Below are 22,612 nucleotides of genomic sequence, written 5' to 3'. Positions count from 1 at the left end.
TTAATCATTTGGTCAAGAAATGCTGGAGGCTGTGCTTATGTACGAATTAGAGCGGAAGAGAAGAATATTGGACCTCTTAAATGAACGTTATCGCGTAGACGTGCAAGGATTGATACAGGAGCTTCAGGTTTCTGAATCGACGATTCGCCGCGATCTGAAGGAATTAGAGGAGAGCAATCATCTCAAGCGGACGCATGGAGGAGCAATTCCTTTGTACAACGTCCATTTTGAGCCATCTTTTCTTGAAAAGGAAATCAGCAACTGCGAACAAAAGAAAGCGATCGCAGAAGGGGCCGTACAGTACATAGAGGACGGCGACGTTATTTTGCTTGATTCCGGCACAACGATGCTTTATTTGGCTAAGGAATTGAAGCGATTTAAAAAGTTGACGATCGTAACGAACGCTGTACCTTTGGCACAGGAGCTCCAGGCTTATAATGGCATCGAGCTGATATTTTTGGGCGGTACATTGCGCAAAGAGGTTTTATCTCTTGTAGGACCGTTCGCTGAACATGTTCTCAGCATGATTCACGTAGATAAAGCATTTATCGCGACAAATGGCATTCATCCGGTTGAAGGCATCAGCACACCGAATATAGACGAGGCAAGTATTAAGCGCAAAATGATTGCGAGCGCGAAGAAAGTAATACTTCTGGCCGATTCTTCAAAGATTAATGAAATTAAGCATGTGAAGTTTGCCAAGGTGTCTGACATTCAATTATTTGTGACGGATGACGGTATATCTGAAGAAAGCATAGAAGCATTCCAAAGCAATGGATTAATGCTCCATGTGGTGCCATGCGGTGTGAAGAAGGATGAGGCTGGTAAAAGCTAATCTTCAAATCGATTATTTGTAAGCGATTTCTTGAAAAAAGGATATTTTAAGGAGGTGATGCTTCAGCGGAAACGGGATAATACCAAAGCGAACGCTTCAAGGGGAGTTTGTTTCAGTTTGCGGCTCTTATATTCGTTTGGAGCCCAAAGGAGTTGATCCAATTCAGAACAAAAATCTTAAATGAACGAGTGTAAACAACGGCTTAGTCCACGGCGAATGGTTGCAGCCCAGTTGTTCACACCCGTAGTTGAACATGCTTAAAAAATCGTGAAGATTTAACAAGCAAGTCTATTTGTATTGTCTTAAATTTACCGTAATAAATCAAGTGTAGTAGGTGTGCAAATTTTCTCAAAATATTGGAGGGTATTCAATGAAATCATATAAAGCGTTGTGTCTTATCATGTTGGCTCTGGTGTTCGTGCTTTCTGCCTGCTCAGGCAATAACGGCGGCAGCAAAGCCGGTTCGAATTCGGGTAAAACGGATGATCAGCCGGAACAGAAAAAAATGAAAATCGGATTGACAGTGCCGACGCTGGGTAACCCGTTCTTTGTTGCCATGTCCAAGGGAGCCGGGGAAGTGGCCGCCAAATACAACGCGGAAGTAATCGTCGTATCGGCGGACCACGATCTGGCGAAGCAAACCCAGCAGTTTGAAGATTTTATTACGCAAAAAGTGGATCTGATTCTGCTCAGTCCATTTGATTCCAAAGGAATTGCCGGTGCGGTTCAGCAAGCTAAAGCTGCAGGAATTCCGGTCGTTGCGCTGGACGGAAGCGCAGAAGGCGGTATCGATTCCGTCGTCATGTCCGATAATGTGCAAGCAGGACGCCTTGCAGGTCAATATTTGGCCGACCGTTTGGAAGGGAAAGGAAACATCGTCATTATTGACGGACCACCGGTATCTGCCGTTACCGACCGGATCAAAGGCTTCGAAGAAGTATTGGCCAAATACCCGGACATTAAAGTAGTGGCCAATCAGAACGGAGAAGGCAATCGTGAAAAAGCGTTGACGCTGATGGAAGGTATTCTTCAGGCCAATAAACAGATCGATGCCGTATTCTGTATCAATGATGAAGAAGGCGTAGGCGTCAAGATCGCTCAAGAGCAAGCTGGACGTTCGGAAGAATTTTTCATTGTAGGCGTCGACGGCGCGCCGAGCGCTTCGGATGCTTTGAAAGAAAAGAAAAGCTATGCGGCAACATCCGCTCAATTCCCGAACCAGATGGCTATTCAAGGAATCGAGTTGGCGATGAAGGTTCTAGGCGGCGAGAAAGTAGAGCCGCAAGTGCTGATTCCGACGGAATTGATTACGCAGGATAATGTAGCTTCCTACAAAGGCTGGTAATAACTAAGGAACGAGATGCGTTATCTGAATCAGATAACGTATCTTGTCCAAGTTTTGACTGCATTTGTATGGATGTAATCAGGTAACAAGGAGTGGCAAAATGGAGACTGTCCTAGCAAGAAAGCGCGCTGCTGAACCGCATGCCGAGTTGCAGCCCGTCATGAAGATGGCGTCCGTCAATAAATCCTTTTCAGGTGTTCAAGTTCTTCATAATGTCAATATCGAGCTGTATAAGGGAGAGGTCCATGCCCTTATGGGGGAGAATGGGGCAGGAAAATCAACCTTAATGAAAATAATGGCCGGTGTGTACCGACCGGATTCCGGCAGTATTTTGTATAAAGATTCAGCGGTAAACTGGCCTAGTCCAATGGCTGCAAGAGATGAGGGAATTAGCGTCATCCATCAGGAAATCAGCCTGTCCCCCAACCTGTCGATTGGCGAAAATATTTTGATGGGTACGATATTTCCAAGAAACAAAATGGGATTTATTAAATGGCAACTCATTTATGAGAAAGCGGAAGCGATTTTAAGATCGATCGGCTCGTCTCTGGATCCAAGGGCGAAGGTATCGACGCTTAGCATCGCTCAACAGCAAATGGTGGAAATCGCCAGAGCCTTGTCCTTTAATTCTGAAATTTTGATTATGGACGAACCCACGGCGTCATTAACCGATAAAGAAATCGAAAAGCTGTTCGTTATTATAGACGATCTTAAACGTAAGGGCGTCGCAATCGTTTATATTTCTCATCGCATGGATGAAATATTCCGTATTTCTAACCGGTTCACTGTTCTGCGCGACGGGAAATGGATTACAAGCGGTCCGATTTCGGATACGAATCCTGATCACCTGGTTAAGCTAATGGTCGGCAGGGAAATTAAGGACCTCTTTCAAAGAACTTACGCGGATACTGCTGTTACAACGAAGCGGGAGCCTGTTCTTGAATTAAAGGATATTTCCGACAAAAAAACGGTAAAGGGAATTTCGCTGCGTTTGTATCCGGGTGAAATCGTCGGCTTGGCCGGTTTGGTAGGTGCGGGCAGGACGGAGCTCATTCGGGCCATTTTCGGTATATCGGCGCTCAGCGGCGGCCAAATAATCATCGAAGGAAAGCCGGTGAACATTCAGTCTCCCTCGGACGCCATCGGTTACGGTATTGCCCATGTTCCGGAAAGCAGGAAGGAGCAAGGCTTATTTCCGAATCTGTCCGTCCAGGAAAATATTTTGATGGCCCAAATGCACAGCTATCGCAATAGCGGCATTTTGCAGTATGACCGGATGAGTCAGGATGCTGAACGGTTTATCATGGACTTAGGGGTCAAAGCCGCGTCTAAGGACCAAAATGTAATGGGGCTAAGCGGCGGAAACCAACAAAAGGTCGTTATTGCAAAATGGCTCTCAATCGGGCCTAAGGTACTTCTGCTTGATGAACCGACCCGGGGCGTTGACATTGGAGCTAAAACCGAAATCCATAAAATAATTAGCAATCTTGCGGAGCAAGGTCTTGCAGTACTGGTCGTTTCCTCCGAGCTGCCGGAGATATTGGGCATTAGCGACCGCATTTTGGTCATGCATGAAGGGAAGATCAGGGCGGAGCTGTCAAGGCAGGAGGCAACGCAGGAAAAAATCATGTATTACGCAACAGGGGAGATTAAATAAATGCAGACTAACCTTCAATCGGCTGGGGGCAATGACCAGTTGATCAAAAAGAAGCTCAGCTATACCTTTAATCAATTGGGCATGGTCATCATATTGGTACTGCTGTCCGTGGGAATGGCTATCTTCGCACCCCACTTTCTGGAAATGAGCAATATGCTGAACATTTTTAAGCAGGTATCGATTACGGCAATTCTTGCGGCAGGAATGACGCTTGTTATTTTGACGGGAGGCATTGATCTGTCCGTCGGCTCTACGGTTGCTCTGTCGGGCGTCATCTCGGTCTTGATTACAAATGCCGGAGTTAATCCAATTATTGCCATGCTTGTCGGAGCGGCAATCGGACTTGCTGCTGGTGCGATCAACGGGTATTTAACTGCCGTTCCCAAACTGCCGTCCTTTATCGTCACGCTGGGCAGCATGACCTATTTGAGGGGATTGGCGCTTGTTATAAGCGGGGGTTACCCGCTTGTCCTGACGAACGAGACGTTTAAATTTATCGGAGCGGGCAAAATACTGGGTATTCCAACGCCGATCTACATTACGACGCTGGTTTACATCATCATGTTTTTTGTATTGAAATATACGATGTTCGGCCGTCATGTATATGCGGTGGGGGGCAATGAAGAGGCTGCAAGGCTAACGGGTATCAAGGTTGAACGAACGCTTATCAAGGTCTATTCCATTAGCGGGCTATTAGCCGGAATTGCGGGTGTCGTACTGGCGGGCAGGCTTTTCTCAGGCCAGCCCACGGCAGGCATTATGGCGGAATTAGACGCCATTGCAGCGGTAATTCTTGGGGGAACCAGCTTTGTCGGCGGCTTCGGCCGCATCCAGGGCACGATCATCGGAGTTTTAATTATTGCTGTATTAAACAACGGGTTGACGCTCTTAAACGTCGATTCCTATTGGCAAAAGGTTATAATGGGCGGCGTTATCGTTGCGGCCGTTCTGCTTGACCGCATTCGCAATCGCAGGCGCAGATAATGAATGCAACCTATCAAAAAGGACTTCTCAACAGGTGAATGTTTGAGAAGTCCTTTATTCTGACGCTATTTGCATTATTTGAGCGTGCCCGTCGATGCCCTGAATTTCGGCTCCGTTTTAACATGAGTGATCTGAAACGCCTTAGAAGGATTTTTTAACCTGGATAGAAGCATTTCTGCAGCCGTGATCCCCATTTCATTGTTGAATATATGAATGGTTGTCAATTGCGGTTCAACAATTCGTGATTCTGGCGAGTCATCAAATCCGCATACAACGATATCGTTAGGGATATGAATGTTTTTATTTTTGAGAGATTTCATTACGCGTATCGCAACAAAATCATTTGCGCAAATGAATGCTGACGGCAATGTGCTCATTCGGTCCAATTGCTTGTCCATCCATTCGGACTCCAAAATAAAGTAACGATCCTCATCAACGATGCAATGATCTAAATCCAGTTTTAGGTTGGATACGGACAATGCCCTGTTGAATCCGACCCACCGCTCATTAAAGCTTTTGCAGTGATTGTAATCGCCAACAAAACCGATATGGGTATACCCGTTGTCTATTAATTTTTTGGTCATAAAATAAGTACTGTGCTCATTTTCCATTAACAAAACGTCTGCCTTAAGCACAGGGTAAAAAATATCCGCGGCACAATCAATGAATATGGTTGGAATGTCCAAATCATTGATGAGTTCACTGTAGCTTTTGTCAAACATCTCAATGCAAATAATGCCATCGACCTTTGATATTTCAAAGTTGGAAGGCAAGGACAATGCGTTAATTTCAGCTTCCCGAATGATATGGATCGACAAATTATAACCTTCGGCGCTTATTCTTTTCTCCAAACCGCTAAGCAGAAGGGAACCGAAATGCGAGTTATTGGGCAAGCTGCTCGTCAATAGAGCAATATTGCCCGGTTTTTTAGGAGTGACAGTATCTGTCTCCATATAAGCAAACTGTTTGTATTTTAATTCAATGGCTCGGCTAATCACTTTATTGCGTGTTTCCTCAGGAATGCTTTTGCTGCGATTCAGAGCTTTGGATGCGGTGTTTCTGGATATCCCGAGCGAATCCGCGATATCTTGTATCGTGACTTTTTCTTTACCCATTTAGTTGTTCTCCATAAGATTATTTATAGTAAATGTATAATACTTAAACCTTAATAGCAACAATAATGTTTCAAATGCACAATTAGTGTTGCATTTGACAATGGAAATAACGTAATGAATCATTACTTACAAATGACAATTTTTATTTACATTTAGTCATTGACTTATTTAAAATGCTTTGATAAATTCAATACGAAAAGCCAGCAAACGAACAATTACAGCCCTTTCTAGTAAGCATTAAGTAAACGTTTACGCAAGAAGCTGCCCTGGAACGAGCAGTCATTTTAACTTTAGGCAGAGGAGTAGAACAAGTAAATGCGAATTGGAGCAATTGAAGCAGGCGGTACGAAGTTTGTATGCGGGATCGGCAATGAGAATGGAGTGATCGAGGAGCGGATCAGCTTTCCGACCGAGCAACCGGAGCGCGTGATGGAACAGGTCATCTCTTATTTCAAAGATAAAAATGTAGAAGCGATCGGCATCGGGACGTTTGGACCTATCGATATAGACCCTGCCAGCGAAACGTACGGATCCGTGACGACGACGCCGAAGCCGGGATGGTCGGGCTTTCCTTTTCTCGAAACGGTGAAGAAAGAATTTGACGTGCCGTTCGGCTGGGATACGGACGTTAATGCCGCTGCGTACGGCGAAGCGGTATGGGGCGTTGCAAGGGGACTTGACAGCTGCGTTTATTTTACGATTGGAACGGGAATCGGAGTTGGCGTCTATTCCGAGCATAAGCTTGTTCATGGCTTGGTGCATCCGGAGGGCGGGCATATTTTGCCGAGGCGTCATCCGGAGGACCATTTCGAGGGAAACTGTCCTTATCATGGCGATTGCCTTGAGGGGATGGCTGCGGGTCCGGCAATCGAAAAGCGCTGGGGCATGAAGGGCAGCGAGCTGGGGATAGATCATCCGGCTTGGGCCATGGAGGCGTATTATCTCGGACAAGCTGTAACAACGACTATTCTGATGCTATCTCCGAAAATGGTCATTTTGGGCGGGGGCGTCATGCATCAGAAACAGCTGCTCCCGATGATTCGTGCCGAGGTGAGAAAAAATTTAAATGGCTACGTTAGTGCGGCGCCGCTTCTAACCGGTATTGATGATTATATCGTCTCCCCCGGACTTGGCGACAATGCCGGCTTATGCGGCTCGCTTGCCCTTGGCTTGGCGGCTTTGGAACGTAACGGGAAATAGAACTTTTATCTAAAACATAAGAGCTGCTTGGAGGACCCTAGAAGGATTCCATGCAGCTCTTTTTGTGTTTTTGTTCATTGTAAATAAACACATAATTGCGTTAATTAAAAGTGCAAATGTAACAAAGGTGTCGGTGGTGAAGTTATCGGAAAGAGGACGGATATCAAGTATTTTAGGTGTTTTATTTGTTTTTTCTCTATTACACTTTCCTTTTTTGCAATTTTGTCGCAATATTTGGTGTTAAATGCACAAATATGTGGTTGACATTTTTTAATTTTGGTTGTAAATTTTAATAGCTGGCCAACATGAAGGAGATGGTATGAAAACCATTTTTGAAAGCGGTACATAGTGGGAAATGATTTGTTCAAATGTAATAAATGTAAAAATGTAAGCAACCAGTTAGGGGGTCAGACCTTGCAGCAACTATTAGAAACAGTCAACAAGAACAAAATGCAGAAAGGATATGTTTTAAAGCGAAACTTCGATTATGTGTTAAAAAATCATTTCTTATATTGGCTTATAGCGCCGGCATTCATTCTTACGATTATTTTTAAGTATGTGCCCATGTACGGCGTAATCATCGCGTTTAAAGATTTTAGTTACAGCAAGGGGATTTTAGGGAGTGATTGGGTTGGGCTTGATTATTTTACGAAATTTTTAAGCGCTCCCAACTTTGAACCGATTTTCATGAACACTCTGTTATTAAGTGCTTATGGTCTTGTCCTTGGTTTCCCGATACCGATCATTTTGGCGCTGATGCTGAATCAAATGCGCAAAGTGGGTGTTAAGAAAAATATCCAATTGATCTTATATGCTCCTAATTTTATTTCGGTCGTTGTTATTGTAGGTATGATCTTCGTCTTCTTGTCTCCAACCGGACCGATTAATAAAATCATAACCTTAACGACCGGACATCCGATCGTATTTATGTCAGACCCGGAGTACTTCCGAACGATTTATGTCTTATCGGGAATTTGGCAAGGGGCGGGTTGGGCTTCCATTATCTATGTGGCGGCATTAGCCGGTGTCGATCCCGAGCTGCATAACGCTGCAACCATTGACGGCGCTAATCTGCTGCAAAGAATTTGGCATATCGATTTGCCGACGATAAAACCGGTCATGGCGATTGTATTTATTTTATCCGCCGGGGGAATTATGGCAATTGGTTTTGAAAAGGCTTTTTTGATGCAGACAGCGATGAACCTGCCAACCTCGGAAATTATTCCGACTTACGTTTATAAAGTGGGGTTAAAAGCAGGCGATTATTCTTATTCAGCCGCTATTGGGCTTTTTAATTCCGTTATCAATATTATTTTGCTGGTTCTTGTTAATTTCGTCGTTAAGAGATTAAACGAAGGGGACGGCCTCTATTAAAAGAAAGGAGTCTTTCTATGAATCTTAAGCCTTCCCGTTTAGACCGGGTTGTTCTAACGATCAACTATACGCTGTTAGCGCTGGCTGTGTTAGTCGTGTTAGTACCTTTAATTTATGTTGTAGTGGCGTCTTTCATGGAACCGACAACTCTATTAAACAAAGGGATCTCTTTTAATCTTTCCGATTACAGCGTAGAAGGATATAAGCTTATTCTTGCCAATGAGGCGATGCTTCGCGGCTTTGTAAACGGTCTCTTTTACTCGGCAGCGTTTGCTGTTGTTACAGTGGCTGTATCAATCTTTGCCGGCTATCCGTTATCCATTGATAATTTCGTCGGAAAAAAATTTTTTATGACCATATTCATTATTACGATGTTTTTTGGCGGAGGATTAATTCCTACCTTCCTGGTGATTAAGGAATTAGGGATGTTAAATACGGTTTGGGCGATCATCGTCCCCGGGGCTGTCAGTGTATGGAACATCATTTTGGCAAGAACCTTCTTTAAAGGCATACCGAGAGAGTTAAACGAGGCTGCTAAGGTTGATGGCGCATCAGAGCTGCTGATCTTCTTAAGGATTGTGCTGCCGCTTTCCAAGCCTATCATTTTCGTCCTGGCCTTATATGCTTTCGTCGGACAATGGAATTCTTATTTCGATGCCATGATTTATCTGGAAAACACTAAATTGTATCCCTTGCAGTTGGTTTTGAGATCGATCTTAATTCAGAATCAAGTGGATCCGGGGATGATAACCGACCGATTGGTAATGGCTGAAATGAAACGTCTCTCTGAAATCATAAAATATGCGTCTATTGTCATTTCCAGTCTTCCATTGCTTGTGATGTATCCATTTTTTCAAAAGTATTTTGAAAAGGGTGTCATGGTCGGTTCACTAAAATAGTGAATGGGCTGAGATATATAGGTTTTTTAAAAAAGGGAGGGGTAAGTTTGAAAAGTTTAAAGAAAAATGCAGCAATCATGACTCTTACGGCAATGTTGGCAGTAACGGGGTGCAGCGGCAATGGGGGTTCCAATAATCCGGATGCCGCATCCAGCAATACTTCTCATTCATCTGATTCAAAAGCAACCTTGAATTTTATGACTCAAAGCTCCGTACTGGCTCCAACCGATCCTAATGAAAAGTTAATTTTTAAACGCATGGAAGAGAAGACGGGGATCCACATTGCTTGGAAAAACTACACAAACGACGTATTTGCGGAAAAAAGGAATCTGGCGCTGGCAACGGGCGATCTTCCGGACGCGATCTTTGACGCAGGTTTAAGTGATTATGATTTGTTAAAGTTAGCGAAGGACGGAACGATTATTGCTCTTGATGACATTATCGAAAACCAAATGCCTAATTTCAAAAAAGTGCTCGAGCAAGTACCGCAATATAAAGCCATGATTACGGCACCGGATGGTCATATTTATTCGCTTCCATGGATTGAGGAGCTGGGTGAAGGGAAAGAAAGCATCCACTCTGTTAATAACATTCCTTGGATTAATGTGGAATGGCTTAAAAAACTTAATTTAAAAATGCCGGCAACAACGGAAGAATTAAAACAAGTTTTGATTGCTTTTAAGACACAAGATCCGAACGGTAACGGAAAAGCGGATGAAATTCCACTGTCTTTTATCAATTCTAACGGCGGCGGAGAGGACATCGGATTTTTATTCGGATCATTTGGTCCCGGCTTGAACTGGGATATGACGCTTGTCAGTGATGATGGAAAGGTTTCTTTCGCAGCGAATAATGACGGATTCAAAGAAGGCGTCAAATATTTCAATGAATTGTATAAAGAAGGATTAATAGATGTCGAGTATATTACACAGGACTGGAATACTTATATTGCCAAAGGAAAAGAAGAGCTCTATGGGTTGTATTTCACTTGGGATAAGGCAAATGTTACAGGTATGAATGATAAATATGAACCTATGCCTGCGCTTGTTGGACCGAGTGGAAGCAAAAACGTCGCCAGAACGAACGGAATGGGTTTTGATAGAGGTAGAATGGTTATTACAAAAGAGAACAAAAACATTGAAGCAACTGCAAAATGGATGGATCAATTATACGATCCGCTTCAATCGGTTCAAAATAACTGGGGCACCTATGGAGATGAAACACAGCAAAATATTTTTGAATTTGATGCTGCTTCGCAATCGCTGAAGCATTTACCGCTCGAAGGAACTGCTCCGGCTGAACTAAGAGGAAAAACTAGTGTTGGAGGTCCATTAGCCATTCTAGATTCCTATTACGGCAACGTAACGACGAAACCGGATGATGCCGCTTGGAGACTGGACATTTTGAAAAATGTGTATGTACCTGATATGAAGGCGGAAAATATTTATCCTAGAGTATTCTTCTCTATAGAAGACTTGGACAGAATTTCTACGATTGAAGCCGATCTGTTCGCTTATGTGTTAAGGAAACGTACGGAATGGACTGAAAACGGGAAAATCGATAAAGAGTGGGATGAGTACCTGAAGGAATTGGATCGTCTTGGTTTACAGGAATGGCTGCAAATTAAACAAGCAGGATATGACAGAAACGCAACTGAATAAAAATTGATCTATAGAGCTGCCGGAGCGTGCTTCTGGATAGGGGGCATGCTTCGGCTTTACTATTTGGTGGGAGTGGGAGAAATCATGAATAATTATAGAGAAAAATACCGGCCGCAGTTTCACTTTACCCCGCCGGCGAAGTGGATGAACGATCCGAATGGAATGGTTTATTTTGAAGGTGAATATCATTTGTTTTATCAGCATCACCCGGATGGCACAACTTGGGGGCCGATGCACTGGGGACATGCGATCAGCAGCGACTTAACTCACTGGGAGCATTGCCCGGTTGCATTGAAACCGGATGAGAATGGTCAGATTTTCTCCGGAAGCACAGTAGTGGATTGGGAAGATACCAGCGGTTTTTTCGGCGGAAAACCAGGCTTGGTTGCCATATTCACCCATGCGGACGTTTATCCGGATTCCGATCGTCCAAGACAGCGGCAAAGTCTGGCCTACAGTTTGGACAAAGGCAGAACCTGGACGATGTATGAAGGAAATCCTGTGCTGAGTAATGAGCAAATGACGGATTTCCGGGATCCGAAAGTGTTCTGGCACGCCCCGAAGCAGAAGTGGGTTATGGTGCTTGCAGCTGCAGACCGCGTTCAAATCTACAATTCTACTGATTTAAAGGAATGGATTTTCGCAAGTGAGTTTGGCGTATCTGAAGGCTCTCACGATGGCGTATGGGAATGTCCGGATTTAATAGAGCTGCAGGTAGATGGTAACGCTGATGTAACAAGGTGGGTAATGATAGTCAGCATCGGCGATCATCCGCAATTTCCGGAAGGGTCGAGAACGCAATATTTTATCGGGAGCTTTGACGGAAATACATTTACAAATGAGGCTTCCCCTGAAACCGTATTATGGCTGGACCATGGAAGAGATAACTATGCCGGCGTAACTTGGTCGGATGTGCATACCCCGGATAATGGTAAGTTGTTTATCGGCTGGATGAGCAATTGGAAGTATGCGAATCTCACGCCAACCGTCAGTTGGAGAAGTGCAATGACTCTGCCGCGGGTATTATATTTAAGAACCGGAGCATCCGGTGTCAGATTGGTACAAGAGCCGGTAACAGAGCTACAGAGGCTTCGGCTGCAGGCGCAGAGTTGGAATGAAAGAACGATCAGCCCCGATCATAACTTGCTTTCTGACGTGCAAAGCGGGCATTATGAGATCGAATGTGAGATCGACATGGCTGATGCAGATGAGGTAGGCTTTAAGCTACGGAAATCCGAACGGGAGGAAACGGTTGTCGGCTACAACAGAGCGGCACAGACGCTGTTTGTTGACCGCTCCAAATCCGGAGAAAGCGGATTTCATGACGCTTTTCCATGCCGGCATGGCGTGCAATTCGAGCTTCAAAACGGACGGTTAAAGCTGCGTATGTTTGTCGATCACTCTTCGATTGAAGTGTTTGCGAATGATGGGGAAACCGTAATTACGGATCAAATATTCCCTGAACCGTCTAGTACAGGGTTGGAGTTGTATGCGAAAGATGGAGAGGCGAAAGTCATTTCCCTGACGCTTTATCCATTGATGTCGATCTATTCGGAAGTAACGGTGACCAAATAGGAGAGATAATCTGTAAAAAACAAGCCCAGTACAGCACAGGTACTGGGCTTGTTCTACTTGTTCTGGAAATCACTCTTACGAGACCAGCGTTAATATTCTAGTTCTTTGACATAGAGATTTGTTTCATTACCATTGATCGTTATCGTCGTTTCCTTATATGTCCATCCAAGTCTTTCGAAATATCCATCTAGATTTGTAGCTATATATAACTTTTCAAATCCCATGGTTAAAGCTTCTTCGAGCATATAATTATGCATATATGTTCACCCATATTTCTTTTATCTTCTACTACAAACATATTCGCAATCCATGGGGTATATTTATTGTCTTTAATCAAACTGTCACTTAATAATGATATGGTACCAACCGGTTTTTCATCTAAAAGCGCTACAAGAATCATTGGAACATCAAATTTATTATTTTTGTTCAATGATATATGTGTACAGTAATCAATTAATACTTCACTTGTTTGGCTTTGGATCAACCATTTTTTTATAAGTTCTAAGTCTTCTAATCGATCCGCTAAGTTATCAATCCTAAGGAACAATGCTGTAACCTCCTTTAAGCTACTTAGCCTAAAAATTAAACAACTTTATTATATCACTTTGTTGGATGTATTTATGGCTAAAAAACGATCGTTTTTTAGACTTTGTAAACCTTAATCTTTCAGATGTATGAGTAGGTGAACGTCTTCACATCTATATAACCATGATCATATGACATCCTTTATATAACTATCCTACAACTTATCATTATAATGAAGTAATTCTCTTTTGCTTATTACAAAATTCACTCAATTTTTACAAGAAAAATAAATTTCTATTCATTTTATAGTGCTATCCTATTTCTATATTTTATATTAGGAGGATTCATATGAAACGTTTTTTAATACCACTTTCAACAGCAGCTCTGACAATCACTTTATTTGTCGGAGGAGCATCAGCTAAATCAAATGTCGAAGTAGAAAAATTTACGGTTGGCGTCAATTCCGATTTGTTTGCTCAGCCACATGAATCAATCGCTGACGAATATCCATTTGGATTTGTTGGAGGCTTTGGTTCCGCACTAGCCCTCAAATCCTATGATAAAAAAACCGGAGAAATGGAGTTTTATGCTTTAACTGACCGGGGACCAAACGGGGATGCTCCGACGTATTTAGAAAACGGACAAGCTTCTGCAAGTAAGTTCTTCCTTTCACCAGACTTTAATCCCCAAATAGGCATACTCAAGATTAGTAACGGGAAAGCACAAATCAATGATAGTATTCCTTTGAAAAATAAAAATCAGTCTCCAATAACCGGGCTGCCACTCGCTCCAGGATTAACGGGATCCTCTTTGGAAGTGCCACTCCTTCCAACAATGGACAAGCTGAACTTTGACAATAACGGGTTGGATCCAGAGGGTATTGCTGTGGATAAACAAGGAAACTTCTGGATATCTGATGAATATGGTCCTTTTATTGCAAAGTTTTCAAAAACTGGTAAGTTAATCGAAAAATATCAACCAGGTGCTGGTTTGCCAGAAGTCTTAAAGTATCGAATCCCTAACCGAGGTATGGAAGGATTAAGCATCAGCCCAAGCGGCAAGGTTTTTTCAGCTGTGCAAAGTATTTTAGATGTTAACGGAGAGACAAGTAATGCTCTCTTTACGCGTATAGTTCTTTTTGATCCAAAGACAAAAGAAACAAAAATGTACGCTTACCCTGTTGATAAAACCATTTACAAAAAATCTAACGCTTTGAAAATCGGGGACATTTTTGCAATCAGTGACAGCAAGCTTCTTGTGATTGAGCAAGGTAAGGATGCGAATGGGGTTATGAGAACCGTTGTGAACCTTGTCGATCTTTCTAAAGCAACTGACTTAACTGGCAAAACCATCAACGGAAAAGAACTGGAAACGATTAGTGATCCGGCGGTACTTAAAAATATAAATATGGCCGATACAAAAGAAATTCTTAACTTGCGTGAGTATGGCTGGGACATGGAAAAAGCAGAAGGATTAACATTGCTTCCTGATGGTAACACCATAGCGATCGTTAACGATAATGACTTTGGTGCAGCAGTATCGACTGATAACGGTGAAGATATTACGGATTTAAGTTATGATTCTGCTACAAAACAATGGTCTTTAGATTCTCAAGCGATTCCAACAAATGTTCAGTTCTCCGTTAATTCGCCTACAGATCGAAAAAATGTTATTTGGCTGTTTACCATTTCCGATCTTCATAAGCAGCTTAAATAATCATGAGAAACAATCTCTAAATCGAATAAAGTCGATGCTTTCCCAAGGAACCTTTTTTTACCGATCTTTGCCGCGTATCCCTTAGCGATCTATACTAGAAAAAACCATTTGTATACGAAGCGGACGTATTTCACCAGTAAAAGCGCTAATTGGATCCGAGCAATATGAAAGAGTCGACTCCACACGCATTTGAACGTGTGTGAGCTCGGCTCTTTTTTCTACACACCTAAATTCGATATCCAACCTCCAAGCTTACACTGAAGAACCGCAGGTTGGGGCCTTTCAAATTAGTTAAGAAAGCTCTGTCAAGTAATAAAATCCGGACTTCTTTAATAGATTTCATAGTGGACAAGTTGTGTTTACTAGCCTATCGTTTTTTACGGGAATAGCGGGGGGGATGCCAATGTGGAGCTGGGTAAAGCCGAAGAAGACGTATTCCAGCGTATTTCTTTACTCTTGCATAGCCGTAAGCTTGCTCACCCTGGTGTTCACCATGTTCCTGAGCCGGCAGTTCGCTCAAAGCGCAATGGATGAAATCAATAAGTCCAACCAAGAGAAAATGAACCAGGTCGTGAAAACCTCGGAATTTACTTTGCAGAAACTGCGTCAGTTTGCGCTCAGAATTTATTCGGATGAAAATATCGCACTGTGGATCAACATGAGTGAAAATGATTATTCCCCCCTGTCACTAAATAAAGCAGCCGATAGCGTAAGGGAATTTATGAGCAGCGAGCCTTTCATAGACGGCATTTATTTATTCAACTTCAGTCTCGGCCAAATCTATACTTCAGATTCAAGCATTTATACGATACAGGATTTCGATGACCAGGCTATGCTGAATTACATTAAGAGCCAGAAAACGCCGTATCTGCAGTTTGTCAACCATGAGGTGAAGGACGAATCGCATCTAGCGCTTGTCGTGCCGGCAGCCGGGCCTAATCAGAACTATCATGGATTCGTGGCGATTTTGTTCAGCAAGCCGCTGCTGAATGAGCACATGCTGCAAATATCGGAGGAAGATCACAACAAATTTTTTATTGAAGGAAAAAATAAGGAGTTCATTCTGGGCAATACGGATGCCGCGTTGACGGAAGCACTCATAGAGACGGATAAGCCGCAGGCGGCAGAACAGGGCTGGAAATGGGAGTCCGGCAATGAAACCTGGTCCATTCAGACGGCACAGCTTCCTATTGAAGGTTGGAAGGTCTATCATTTGTCACCGATCTCTCTGTGGCAAGCGAAAATAACCAAGATCAGGACAGAAATTATCGGTTCCTCGATCATTCTGCTGTTCGCTTTGCTGTTATTTTTGTTCTGGCAATCCTATCGCAGCTTGAAACCCATTAGCGACTTGGCCTTTCAACTACAAATCAAGCTCGGCAAGAAGCATCCGATGGAGCAGACAGCGAATGCCAATAATGAGATTCAGTGGATTCATTCCGGTTTCCATCTGCTGGTCGAGCAAATCGAGCAATTGGACTTGTCGATCAAGAGCAGCAAAGCTTTGGTGAAAGAGGATTTCTTGCGTCAATGGATTTTCAACTCGAAAGCTTCCGGACCCGTCGAAGCGTTTATTAGAAGTGAAACGAAAATCCTCCAGACGGGCTCATTCCGTATGGCGGTCGTACGGCTGGAATCCTACGGGCGGTTCAAGGAATGTTACGATTTCGCTTCGCGAAAATTGCTCCGTTATGCACTGGGCAATATTATGGTTGAAGTCCTTGCGAATCACGGATTTGACGCGGAAACGGCCGATTTCAGCTCGGATCACCTCGTGGTGCTTATTTCTTCGCCCGCTTCGGGGGAAGATTCGGCGCCGGTCATCGAAGCGATGGAGGAGGTAAGAGCTCAGATCAGACGGTGGCTGAAGCTGGAATTGCATGCGGCTGTCAGCTCCGTGCTTCATATGGAAGACAATGTGCACACCGTTTATACCCTGATGTACGAACTGACTTTGATCGGATTCATTTATAACGAGGACCGGGTATTCACCTCCGAAGATCTGGAGCGGTATCAGCTGGGCGAAGACAGCAAGCTGGATGAAGACTTGCTGAAGCAGGTGATTTATTCCGTGCACCTTAAGAACGATAAGGCTCTAAAGAGTTACCTTGATGATCTTACCTTGCATATGCAGGCGCTAAGCTATGAAGAATGCAAGCTGCAGCTGACTCATATTATTTATTCGATTATGAAGAGCTTCAAGAACTATAAGACGTTCCAAGGAATGAAGAGCATCCATACTTTCCTGGAGCAATTTGCAACCATTGGAGAAGTGAACTCGTGGCTGTACGGGGAGCTGCTGCAGATCATGGACCAGCACCGCAAGAAGAATGCCTCGAGCCGAAAGGACGAGGTCGCCGCCGAGATGATCGAATATGTGCGCAACCATCTTCACAATTCGATGCTTTCGGTGGACGACATTGCCGCTCATGTGTCCATATCCGTAAACTATGCCCGGCAAATCTTCAAGGAAAGTTTTGAGTGCTCACTATCCGACTATATTACAAACCAACGGATCGAGTACGCGATCAAGCTGCTTACAACGACCGATTGGACGGTAGCCGATATAACGGAACAGTCCGGTTTTCAAACCAAGAGCACCTTCTATTCCCTGTTCAAACGGGCCACCGGAATGACGCCGAACCAATACCGTACTGAAAATACGCAAGACAAAACGTAGAAATCCGTACTTCATCCCGTTGGAAAATGAATACATGCCCTTTTATAAACTTTCGTACCGATTGTTAGATATCGGACTGTACGGAAGCAGAACAACCCGAGTATGATCAGACAGAAGCGGGATGAGCGGGTCAAGACGGAAATCGTCGCGGCCGCCGCCCGGATGATCATCAAGCAGGAGGGGTTAAGCCATGAAGTTAAGAAGAAGAGGGTTCTTGTTAATGGTCGTATCGCTAATCCTTACAGTAATATTGGCCGGCTGCAGTTCGAATGGATCGGCCCCTACCGAAACAGGCGAATCGCCGCAGGCTTCCGAGGATGGAAAATTGAATCCGGTTACATTGAAGATCATGTTCCCCGGAGATCCGCCGGCGGGCTGGGAGGAAGTTAAGGCGGAGATGGAGAGCCGTCTGGCGGGTACGCTTAATGTGAAGCTGAACGTGGTGTTTATCCCATGGACGGACGTACTTCAGAAGCGACAAGTTGCATTATCCTCCGCGGAAGACTACGATCTGATCTGGGACAATAATCCGGTGCAGAATATGGCCGCCGGCCTCTATGAACCGCTGGACGAATTGGTCGAGAAATATGGTCCCGATATCAAGGCCAATCGCTCTGCGGAGCTGATGGAAGCCAATAAGGTAAACGGTAAATTGTATGCAGTTCCACTTGAAGTGAATTTCATACGCCCATGGACGTTTGTCATTCGCAAGGACATTCGGGAGCAGCTTGGCGTCGAACCGATCAAGAGCTATGATGAGCTGATCGAATTTATGTATTTGGTGAAAGAGAAGGTTCCGGAAATCACTCCGTTCATTCCTAACGGTACGGAACATATCGGCTTGAGGCTTGCAAACATGCTTGATCCGACGGCCAACCTTGCCGCCGTATTGAACTATCCCGGACTGTACACCAAAGGGAACGACGGGAAGGTCTATAATATTTTCGATAACATGGACCCCATGATTATGAAAAATTTCGAGCAATATCACAAGCTGTATCAGGACGGCATTTTGGCCAAAGACGCCCTTACGCTTAAAAATGCGGAATTTGCCAAAGGAAAGGCGGCTGTTTCCACGTTTTTCGATTTCGGCGTCAATCTGAATACGCGCACGGCGCTTGAAAAATCGGTTCCGGGAGCTTCTGCCGAAGCCTTCTCCTTATACGACTCCGGCATGAAGCTGAGCTCGACCTACAAAGCGGGCAACTTTATTGCCGTTCCGGTGGTCAGTAAAAACAAAGAACGCGCGATTCAATTCCTTAATTGGCTGAACCAGAAGGATAATTACGATCTGCTTGCCTACGGTATAAAGGGTAAAAACTGGGAAGATGCGGGCGAAGGTCTTTATAAACCGATCCAAGATAACCCTTATGCGGGCGTTCCTTTCGCATGGGGCTGGAATCCGAAGCTGGATCGAATCGATGCCAGCTTGCCTGAAGATGTCATCGCGCTGAATAAGTGGCAGAGGGATCCCAGTAACTTTACAACGGATATTCTGACGGGCTTCACCTTCAATCCTAGCCCGGTAGCAAATGAAGTGGCACAACTTAGCAATGCCGGCGTGGAGTTTTATAATCCGATCGTGATGGGGCTGGTGGAACCGAACGAGGGTCTTGCCAAGTTTAAGGAAAAGGCCTATGACAATGTGAAGAAAGTTCAAGCGGAGTATCAGAAGCAGCTGGATGAATATCTGGCTGGCAAGAACCAGTAACCCATCAAAAAAGCCGGCGGCCTTGAAAGAAGGCCGGCCGGTTTTTTTATAAATTGCGTGCCCATCGGCACGCATCATCTAGTTGTGAGTTTACTCAAGTATCGGTAAACTCCGTACTTTTCGCGAGTGATAGAAATCGGACCTTCACCTGGTGTTGCCGTTCATACCTATTGATAAATTCAAGACTATACGGACAGCATCACGAATGCGTAATATGCAAGTACAGAAGAAAGGAAAGGAGAGCTCGAGATGGGAATTCTGCAGGAGCTTAGGAAGAACAAGTGGCTTTACGCGATGTCGCTTCCCGTCATTGTGTATGTGTTTATTTTTTCTTATTTGCCGATGTCCGCTCATATATTGGCCTTCAAGCAGTTTATACCGGCTAAGGGGCTCTGGGGGAGCGAATGGGTGGGCCTCGACAATCTGACGTTTTTTTTCACCGGCCCGGATTGGCTGGGGGTTACGTTGAATACGATTTATTTGAATCTTCTGTTCATTGTTTCGGGTACTGTATGTTCCTTAGGGATTGCGCTGCTGCTTAATGAAATTCATCATTCCTTAATTAAAAAGGTGACGCAATCGCTCGTTATTCTGCCGCATTTTATTTCCATTATCGTCGTTAATCTGATGGTCATGAATTTCTTTAACGGGCAGGACGGCATGATTAATAGCTTGCTGAAGGAATTCGGTTTTCAGACGATCTCCTGGTTTCAAACGCCGGAAGTTTGGCCTTGGCTGCTCACGATCATATTCGTATGGAAGGGGGCAGGGTGGGGATCGATTATTTATCTTGCAACCTTGACGGGTTTCTCCGAGGAATATTATGAAAGCGCTAAAATCGACGGCGCCAAGCGGTGGCAGCAGATTTGGTATATTACGCTGCCGCTGCTGCGGCCGACCATCATCGTGCTGACGCTTCTCTCGCTGGGACGCATCTTTTACGGCGATTTCGGCTTAATTTACGGCATCATCGGAGACAATTCGCTGCTCTTCAATTCTACGGATGTGATCGATACGTATACGTACCGGTCCTTGAGGTCCACGAATATGAACAGTTACAGCAATGCCGCGGCAGTCGCTTTATTCCAGTCGGTTATGGGGCTGATTACCATTCTGTTCTTCAATTGGTTTGTCCGCAGGGTCGATAACGATTCAAAGCTCTTCTAGAAAGGGAGTGATGGTATGAGAATGACACAGCGGGATACTTCGCAACTCGCCGTGTCCGCAGCGGCTTATCTATGCATCGGCACTTTCGCCTTGATTTGCTTAATTCCCTTCTGGCTTATGTATATCGGGTCTTTCACGGCGGAGAGTCAGATTGTCAAGGGCTTTCGAATGTTCCCGACGGAATTTACGTTTGATTCCTACCGCTTCTTATTCCAGGGCAGCCAGGTGTACTACAGCAGTTTCGTTTCCATTTCTATTACAGTGGCCGGCACCATCGCAGCCGTGCTTATGACTTCCATGTTCTCCTATGTTGCGGCCCATACGAAGGTAAAATACCGGTATTTCCTTTCCTTCTACATTTATTTCACGATGCTGTTTCCGCCTGGTCTGGTCGGCTATTACTTGCTCATTTCCAACTGGCTGAACCTGCGGGATTCGGTGCTCGCGCTGCTGCTGCCGCTCTTGTTCTCCGCCTTCAACGCCTTCTTGATGACATCGTATTTCCGCACGCTTCCCTTTGAATTGAATGAGGCGGCAACCGTGGACGGTGCGCATGAGCTGTATATCTTCTTCCGGATCATCTGGCCGATTTCCATGCCGGTTATCGCGACGATCGCTCTGTTCTATGCGCTTTCTTATTGGAATGACTGGTTTAACGCGCTGATGTTTATCGACGATCCGCAAAATCATCCGCTGCAGATGATGCTGCGAAGAATCGTTTCCAATTCGGAGAATCTGGATTATTTGAATGCGAATATCAATATTCCCGTCTCGGCTACAGGCGTACAGCTTTCGACGGTTGTTATTACGATTGGGCCGATCATTTTCTTGTATCCGTTTCTGCAGCGCTATTTTATTAAGGGGATGACGATCGGAGCCATTAAGGGATAGGGGGAACGAATGGATGAAACCTCATTTCAGGTATACCCCGGAGCCGGTTCTGGGGCCGGTTCCGGGCTGCGAGTGGGCAAGCAAAATGGTGCTGAATCCGGCTATTGTTAAAGATCCGGCTTCCGATCAGCTGCATATGCTCTTCCGGGCGACGGGTCCATGGTCCCGGAAGCGCAAGGAAGGCAAGCATGACCCATATCCGATCTTTCTCGGATATGCGGTGAGCAGCGACCTGGGGAGAACATGGACTGCCGATTTCTCCCGGCCTGCCATTGCCCCTGCCCTGAATGAGCGGTATGAAGATATTTATATTACGGATATACACGGCAAACGCGTACGCGATTATTCGAACGGCTGCATCGAAGATCCGCGCATTTTTCCGGTAGAAGGGGAGCTTTATTTGTCCGCGGCGTGCCGACTTTTTCCGCCCGGCCCGTATTGGCTTATCGATCGGGAGCCGCCTGTGGATACGCGCAACGACTATGTGCCGGAATGGGTGCATGAGGGGGATGATCCTTTCCGCGTGACCGCCTGCTCCAACCCGACCGTAACCGTGCTGTATAAGCTGGACCTGGATAAGTTGAAAGTTGGCCGCTATGAGGAAGCCTTTGCCTATGTATGCCCGTTGACGGAGGGCTTTGTCAGCGATAACCGTGACGCCTTCCTGTTCCCGAACAAGATGCTGATTGGCGGGAAGCTGCAATATGTGATGCTGCATCGCCCGATGACGGCTGCTTTATTCCCGCAAGGAGCCAGGGCCAAGAAACCGTCGATCTACCTCGCTGCGGCTGAAAAGTTGGAGGATTTCGCTTGCGGCAGGGTAACCCACCGTCTGCTGGCGACGTGTATATTCCACTGGGAAGAGGATCGGATCGGGGCAAGCTGGGCGCCGCTCCAAATTTCGGCTGGCGAATGGCTGGTTTCTTATCATGGCAAGAAAGATGCCAGCTTCGGTTATACGCAATCCTTCATGATTTTGCGCGAGCAGGTTAACGATTTCCCGGTTGTGGCGCATCGATGCTCGGAGCGATTGATGTACGCCAGCCAGGAATGGGAGATGCCGAGCGAGTATCCTACGCCTTGCTTATTTACAACGGGAGGAATAGTTATAGGAGATGATCTGATTATGTCTTATGGAGCAGCCGATCAGAAAGTAGGTATTTCTTGGGTGAATTTTGCCGAGCTGGTGGAGTATATCAGGCAATTTGACGCAGAAGGCCAACGCTTTACAGGATTGATTAACCGTCTCAACAATGTCGATGACTATTAGGAGGTTA

The 22,612-nt window shown here is 45.0% G+C and carries 17 protein-coding genes; 15 read left to right on the top strand and 2 right to left on the bottom strand.

Going from position 1 to position 22,612, the window contains the following annotated elements:
• Nucleotides 1-37: 37 nt before the first annotated feature.
• From DFP97_RS07760 to DFP97_RS07745, 4 genes are all read left to right on the top strand, one after another.
• Nucleotides 38-835 (top strand): DeoR/GlpR family DNA-binding transcription regulator, encoded by a 798-nt coding sequence (locus DFP97_RS07760; protein ID WP_114379428.1) that lies wholly within the window; start codon nucleotides 38-40, stop codon nucleotides 833-835.
• A gap of 370 nt (nucleotides 836-1,205) precedes the next feature.
• Nucleotides 1,206-2,180 carry an ABC transporter substrate-binding protein gene (locus DFP97_RS07755; protein WP_114379427.1) on the top strand — a complete coding sequence of 325 codons (975 nt, stop codon included), beginning with the start codon at nucleotides 1,206-1,208 and terminating at the stop codon, nucleotides 2,178-2,180.
• A gap of 100 nt (nucleotides 2,181-2,280) precedes the next feature.
• Entirely contained in the window at nucleotides 2,281-3,837 is a 1,557-nt protein-coding gene (locus DFP97_RS07750) for a sugar ABC transporter ATP-binding protein (protein WP_114379426.1), read from the top strand.
• Entirely contained in the window at nucleotides 3,838-4,821 is a 984-nt protein-coding gene (locus DFP97_RS07745; RefSeq protein ID WP_114379425.1) for an ABC transporter permease, read from the top strand.
• A gap of 74 nt (nucleotides 4,822-4,895) precedes the next feature.
• Here the strand turns inward: DFP97_RS07745 and DFP97_RS07740 are convergent, their stop codons facing one another.
• A complete protein-coding gene (locus DFP97_RS07740) occupies nucleotides 4,896-5,936 on the bottom strand; it encodes a LacI family DNA-binding transcriptional regulator (protein WP_114379424.1) in 1,041 nt (346 codons plus the stop codon).
• Between the two features lie 315 nt (nucleotides 5,937-6,251).
• Between DFP97_RS07740 and DFP97_RS07735 the strand changes: the two genes are divergently transcribed.
• The 5 genes from DFP97_RS07735 (at nucleotide 6,252) to DFP97_RS07715 (ending at nucleotide 12,645) form a co-directional block, all read left to right on the top strand.
• Complete coding sequence (locus DFP97_RS07735; RefSeq protein ID WP_114379423.1) at nucleotides 6,252-7,136, top strand: ROK family protein; 885 nt, start codon at nucleotides 6,252-6,254, stop codon at nucleotides 7,134-7,136.
• A gap of 450 nt (nucleotides 7,137-7,586) precedes the next feature.
• Nucleotides 7,587-8,510, top strand: coding sequence for an ABC transporter permease (locus DFP97_RS07730; protein WP_114379574.1), 924 nt, complete (start codon nucleotides 7,587-7,589; stop codon nucleotides 8,508-8,510).
• Nucleotides 8,511-8,527: 17 nt separating this feature from the next.
• Nucleotides 8,528-9,409 (top strand): carbohydrate ABC transporter permease, encoded by an 882-nt coding sequence (locus DFP97_RS07725; protein WP_114379422.1) that lies wholly within the window; start codon nucleotides 8,528-8,530, stop codon nucleotides 9,407-9,409.
• 77 nt (nucleotides 9,410-9,486) lie between these two features.
• Entirely contained in the window at nucleotides 9,487-11,070 is a 1,584-nt protein-coding gene (locus tag DFP97_RS07720; RefSeq protein ID WP_425453506.1) for an ABC transporter substrate-binding protein, read from the top strand.
• An 84-nt stretch (nucleotides 11,071-11,154) separates the two neighbouring features.
• Nucleotides 11,155-12,645, top strand: coding sequence for a glycoside hydrolase family 32 protein (locus DFP97_RS07715; protein ID WP_114379573.1), 1,491 nt, complete (start codon nucleotides 11,155-11,157; stop codon nucleotides 12,643-12,645).
• Between the two features lie 226 nt (nucleotides 12,646-12,871).
• Here DFP97_RS07715 and DFP97_RS07710 read toward each other — a convergent pair whose 3' ends face one another.
• Complete coding sequence (locus DFP97_RS07710; RefSeq protein ID WP_114379420.1) at nucleotides 12,872-13,192, bottom strand: GNAT family N-acetyltransferase; 321 nt, start codon at nucleotides 13,190-13,192, stop codon at nucleotides 12,872-12,874.
• A gap of 326 nt (nucleotides 13,193-13,518) precedes the next feature.
• Here DFP97_RS07710 and DFP97_RS07705 point away from each other — a divergent pair, with 326 nt between their 5' ends.
• The 6 genes from DFP97_RS07705 to DFP97_RS07680 all read left to right on the top strand — a co-directional run bounded on the left by DFP97_RS07705 (nucleotide 13,519) and on the right by DFP97_RS07680 (nucleotide 22,605).
• Entirely contained in the window at nucleotides 13,519-14,886 is a 1,368-nt protein-coding gene (locus tag DFP97_RS07705; protein WP_114379419.1) for an esterase-like activity of phytase family protein, read from the top strand.
• 403 nt (nucleotides 14,887-15,289) lie between these two features.
• Nucleotides 15,290-17,566: an AraC family transcriptional regulator gene (locus DFP97_RS07700; RefSeq protein ID WP_114379418.1), complete on the top strand. Its 2,277-nt coding sequence runs from the start codon at nucleotides 15,290-15,292 to the stop codon at nucleotides 17,564-17,566.
• 190 nt (nucleotides 17,567-17,756) lie between these two features.
• A complete protein-coding gene (locus tag DFP97_RS07695; protein WP_114379417.1) occupies nucleotides 17,757-19,277 on the top strand; it encodes an ABC transporter substrate-binding protein in 1,521 nt (506 codons plus the stop codon).
• Nucleotides 19,278-19,526: 249 nt separating this feature from the next.
• The gene (locus DFP97_RS07690; protein WP_114379416.1) at nucleotides 19,527-20,444 is read left to right on the top strand and encodes an ABC transporter permease; all 918 of its coding nucleotides are present in this window, start codon (nucleotides 19,527-19,529) and stop codon (nucleotides 20,442-20,444) included.
• Between the two features lie 15 nt (nucleotides 20,445-20,459).
• Nucleotides 20,460-21,335, top strand: coding sequence for a carbohydrate ABC transporter permease (locus DFP97_RS07685; protein ID WP_114379415.1), 876 nt, complete (start codon nucleotides 20,460-20,462; stop codon nucleotides 21,333-21,335).
• 13 nt (nucleotides 21,336-21,348) lie between these two features.
• Nucleotides 21,349-22,605, top strand: coding sequence for a glycoside hydrolase family 130 protein (locus DFP97_RS07680; RefSeq protein ID WP_114379414.1), 1,257 nt, complete (start codon nucleotides 21,349-21,351; stop codon nucleotides 22,603-22,605).
• Nucleotides 22,606-22,612 lie beyond the last annotated feature (7 nt).

The sequence above is a fragment of the Paenibacillus prosopidis genome (assembly GCF_003337375.1).
GTDB lineage: Bacteria > Bacillota > Bacilli > Paenibacillales > Paenibacillaceae > Pristimantibacillus > Pristimantibacillus prosopidis.
Note: the sequence above shows the minus strand (reverse complement) of the source record. Positions and strands in the feature narration are given on the sequence as shown.

Excerpts from the sequence above, each read along its gene's own strand:
- DFP97_RS07760 (WP_114379428.1), top strand. The coding sequence starts at position 38 with ATGTACGAATTAGAGCGGAAGAGAAGAATATTGGACCTCTTAAATGAA.
- DFP97_RS07755 (WP_114379427.1), top strand. The coding sequence starts at position 1,206 with ATGAAATCATATAAAGCGTTGTGTCTTATCATGTTGGCTCTGGTGTTC.
- DFP97_RS07750 (WP_114379426.1), top strand. The coding sequence starts at position 2,281 with ATGGAGACTGTCCTAGCAAGAAAGCGCGCTGCTGAACCGCATGCCGAG.
- DFP97_RS07745 (WP_114379425.1), top strand. The coding sequence starts at position 3,838 with ATGCAGACTAACCTTCAATCGGCTGGGGGCAATGACCAGTTGATCAAA.
- DFP97_RS07740 (WP_114379424.1), bottom strand. The coding sequence starts at position 5,936 with ATGGGTAAAGAAAAAGTCACGATACAAGATATCGCGGATTCGCTCGGG.
- DFP97_RS07735 (WP_114379423.1), top strand. The coding sequence starts at position 6,252 with ATGCGAATTGGAGCAATTGAAGCAGGCGGTACGAAGTTTGTATGCGGG.
- DFP97_RS07730 (WP_114379574.1), top strand. The coding sequence starts at position 7,587 with ATGCAGAAAGGATATGTTTTAAAGCGAAACTTCGATTATGTGTTAAAA.
- DFP97_RS07725 (WP_114379422.1), top strand. The coding sequence starts at position 8,528 with ATGAATCTTAAGCCTTCCCGTTTAGACCGGGTTGTTCTAACGATCAAC.
- DFP97_RS07720 (WP_425453506.1), top strand. The coding sequence starts at position 9,487 with ATGACTCTTACGGCAATGTTGGCAGTAACGGGGTGCAGCGGCAATGGG.
- DFP97_RS07715 (WP_114379573.1), top strand. The coding sequence starts at position 11,155 with ATGAATAATTATAGAGAAAAATACCGGCCGCAGTTTCACTTTACCCCG.
- DFP97_RS07705 (WP_114379419.1), top strand. The coding sequence starts at position 13,519 with ATGAAACGTTTTTTAATACCACTTTCAACAGCAGCTCTGACAATCACT.
- DFP97_RS07700 (WP_114379418.1), top strand. The coding sequence starts at position 15,290 with ATGTGGAGCTGGGTAAAGCCGAAGAAGACGTATTCCAGCGTATTTCTT.
- DFP97_RS07695 (WP_114379417.1), top strand. The coding sequence starts at position 17,757 with ATGAAGTTAAGAAGAAGAGGGTTCTTGTTAATGGTCGTATCGCTAATC.
- DFP97_RS07690 (WP_114379416.1), top strand. The coding sequence starts at position 19,527 with ATGGGAATTCTGCAGGAGCTTAGGAAGAACAAGTGGCTTTACGCGATG.
- DFP97_RS07685 (WP_114379415.1), top strand. The coding sequence starts at position 20,460 with ATGAGAATGACACAGCGGGATACTTCGCAACTCGCCGTGTCCGCAGCG.
- DFP97_RS07680 (WP_114379414.1), top strand. The coding sequence starts at position 21,349 with ATGAAACCTCATTTCAGGTATACCCCGGAGCCGGTTCTGGGGCCGGTT.